At 52.2% G+C, this 2,864-nt stretch carries 4 protein-coding genes; all 4 read right to left on the minus strand.

What is annotated here, in order from left to right:
* Positions 1-54: 54 nt before the first annotated feature.
* On the minus strand, positions 55-1,101 hold the full coding sequence (locus Xbud_RS18620) for a major capsid protein (protein WP_099137476.1): 1,047 nt from the start codon (positions 1,099-1,101) through the stop codon (positions 55-57).
* A gap of 114 nt (positions 1,102-1,215) precedes the next feature.
* Entirely contained in the window at positions 1,216-1,608 is a 393-nt protein-coding gene (locus tag Xbud_RS18625; protein WP_099137477.1) for a head decoration protein, read from the minus strand.
* Positions 1,608-2,204 carry a hypothetical protein gene (locus tag Xbud_RS18630; RefSeq protein WP_099137478.1) on the minus strand — a complete coding sequence of 199 codons (597 nt, stop codon included), beginning with the start codon at positions 2,202-2,204 and terminating at the stop codon, positions 1,608-1,610. Before Xbud_RS18630 ends, Xbud_RS18625 begins: the two co-directional genes overlap by 1 nt.
* A gap of 2 nt (positions 2,205-2,206) precedes the next feature.
* Positions 2,207-2,864, minus strand: a 658-nt coding sequence (locus Xbud_RS18635; protein WP_099137479.1) for a S49 family peptidase, incomplete at its 5' end; no start/stop codon positions are given.

The following is a 2,864-nucleotide window of genomic DNA, read 5'->3' on the forward strand; positions in this document are numbered from 1 at the left end:
CCGACCTGCAATTCGGGCGGTAATCCGCCCGGTTCCTGTGTTTTTTTCGTCATGTCACACCACCATCGCGCACAATGCCGCGTTCACCCGGCTTGGAATAACCAGCGGCGCAGACTGCATCATCAGGAAACGCTGAGCCGGATCTTCCTGCAACCACGATTTCGGCGCGTAGGCCATCGGGCCATAACTGAACTTAGGGTCCATAATCGCACCAAAGACGCGCGTTCCCATCAAGTCCGCGCCTGACATCAGTACAGCACCGTCCGGTATCATCGGTTTTTCAACATTATCGACAGGGTCAATAAACCAGTCGTTATACAACCACAGGTCGTAATTCCCCCAGCGCCCCTTATGAACCGCACCGGTTGCTACGCGAGGGGCAATATCCCCCTGCCGATCTGCCGGATTCAGTAAGGGAAGTACGATCGCCCCTTTCTCAATCGAGGTGTCACGACAAAAGGCCTGCCACGATTTACTAGTGAAAACGATATCCGTGGGCGCAGAGCCGGTGGTTTTGAGGATACGCAGCCCCCAATCCTCAATGTCTTCGGAGGGTTTGGTGTTGGTTTTCCCCGCGTCCACCTTCAGTGGCCATTTGTCACTGCCACTGAGTGTGACAGTGAGATCGGAAGAGCGGCCAAAATCAATCACTTTCGTTTGATAACCCACGCCTGCAACGGTGATTTTGGCAAAAACCATCGCGTTAGCGGCCATCCACTCCAGACGACGGTTAATTAAATCAATTTGGTCGGTCATCTCAAACTGCAGGTTTAACATTTCACGCTCGCCCGCGCTGAATTCGCCACCGATACGTTCCCCAATCTGACGACGGACCGGTTTAAGCAAGTCGGGCGCGCGCTTGTCCTTGATATAAGCCGGTTTAAAAGTATTGGTCTGGTAGGTACGGCTTTCGACCAGTTGACCTTCTACCAACGGTGAGACGAACGGCGACATACGGCGTTTGCCGATATCTACGTCAATGGACACTTCTTCCTTGTCTTCGGTGATAACGTTGGGGAAGAAGCGGTCCAGCAACCAGTTTTGGCTGGTGATCAGGTTAGGCACTAAACCAACCAGCACGTTAGTGTTGTAAATATTCATGCAGTTTCTCTATAGATAGTAAAGCCAGCAGCATTACCGCCAGCCTGAAAATGAAAACGAGCGCAGCCCTGCCAGATAACGGCATCAGATGTAATCAGAAAAAGGCGGTCGGAATTAAAATCCCGGCGTACTGTCTTTCAGGAAAATACTGAAGGGGCGCAGGGCAGTTTTGAGTTCGGCCAACGTCCAGCTTTTATCAAAGATAATCCGGTGCGCGTTAAATTCCCCCATCAGGTACACGCCCGCGGTCTGGCTGCTGACGGTGGTATCCACCGCATCGACCAGAATAGCGGCGGGTTTCTCACTGCCGTCTGTCGCGGTTTTCACACTCAACACATATTCCCCGGACTTGTTCATGCCGAGTACGGAACCGCGCTTCAATAGGCCGAATTGGGCCATCGTCACGCTATCGGTGACTAACTGTAACTGGCCGGCAATGAGCTGATCAGGAATAAACATGCTCGACGTCATGCCGGGGGCGAAAGGGTTAGGGCCTATATTTTCCATTATTGCTTACCTTTTACTCGGTTATACAACGCGGTCGCCTTGGCTACCGCAGCTTCGGCACTGCCTGCCACCGGAACCTGTGCATCCGGGCCTAACCGTACCTGTTTTTCGTTGCGCATCCGTTCATCCAATGACGGCCTGGATTTGGCAGATGGCGGGGTGACTGCGCCCATGACTGACAACGTGTTAATCGCTTCATGCGCGGACAAGCGGGTGTTAAAGGCTAAATGCGCCGCTATATCAGAACGACCCGCAGCATGTTTGCTGCCAAAGATTTTGGCACAACGTTTACGTTCGGCACGGCGGCCTTTTTTGACGTCCTCATTTTCATCAGCGTCAGCATCATCTTTATCGTCTTCCGCATCCGGATCGTCGTCATCGTCTTCTGACTTCGCCTTCTTGGCTTTTTTCGCTTTTTTGTTTTCCTTTTCGTCGTCCTGTTTTTCGGCGTCTTCACGATCTTTATCGTCTTCCGCGTTTTCGTCGTGCTCCTCTTCTTCGGCACGACGGCTTTTTGCTTCACGGGCGTTTTCGTCTTCCTCATGCTCATCAGTGGCACGGGCTTTGATCCCTAACAAATGTGCAAATTTATACATCGTTAAATCACTCCAGACTCTTTCATCAGTGTTTGAAATGCGACATCCGGGGAAGCGACTTCATCCGCTAACCCAATCTGTACGCCCTCATCTGCCAGATAACAGGCAGCTTGTGTATTGCGGATTTTCTCTTCCGAGAGTCCGCGGTTACGGGAAACAGTGCGTACAAAAAGACGCCCCATTTCATCAACATCGTGTTGGACAGTGGCTTTCGCTTCATTGCTCAGCGGCACATAAGGGTTGCTTTCTGCCTTACGATCCCCGTAAGTGATGATAGTCACTTTCAGACCGTCCTCTTTAATGCGCTGCGACCAGTCACAGTGAATAACAATCACGCCCACTGAACCGACGCCACCGGTGCGCGGCACAGTGATTTTGTCGGCGGCACTGGCAATTGCATAGGCGGCAGAATAGGCATTCTCACTCAGAATAGCGTGAATGGGTTTCTCCCCCCGTGACTGGTAAATCAGGTCCACCAAATCAAAGCAACCGGCCACTTCACCGCCGGGGGAATCGATATCAAGACAAATGCCTTTGACCTCCGGGTCATTCAGTGCCCTCAGAAACACCTGCCGAATGCCGTCATAACCGGTCATGCCACTGTAAGGACGCAAGGAACCGAGTTTTTGCACCAGCGTTCCCTGCACCGGAATGACAGCA

The sequence above is a fragment of the Xenorhabdus budapestensis genome, assembly GCF_002632465.1.
GTDB lineage: Bacteria > Pseudomonadota > Gammaproteobacteria > Enterobacterales > Enterobacteriaceae > Xenorhabdus > Xenorhabdus budapestensis.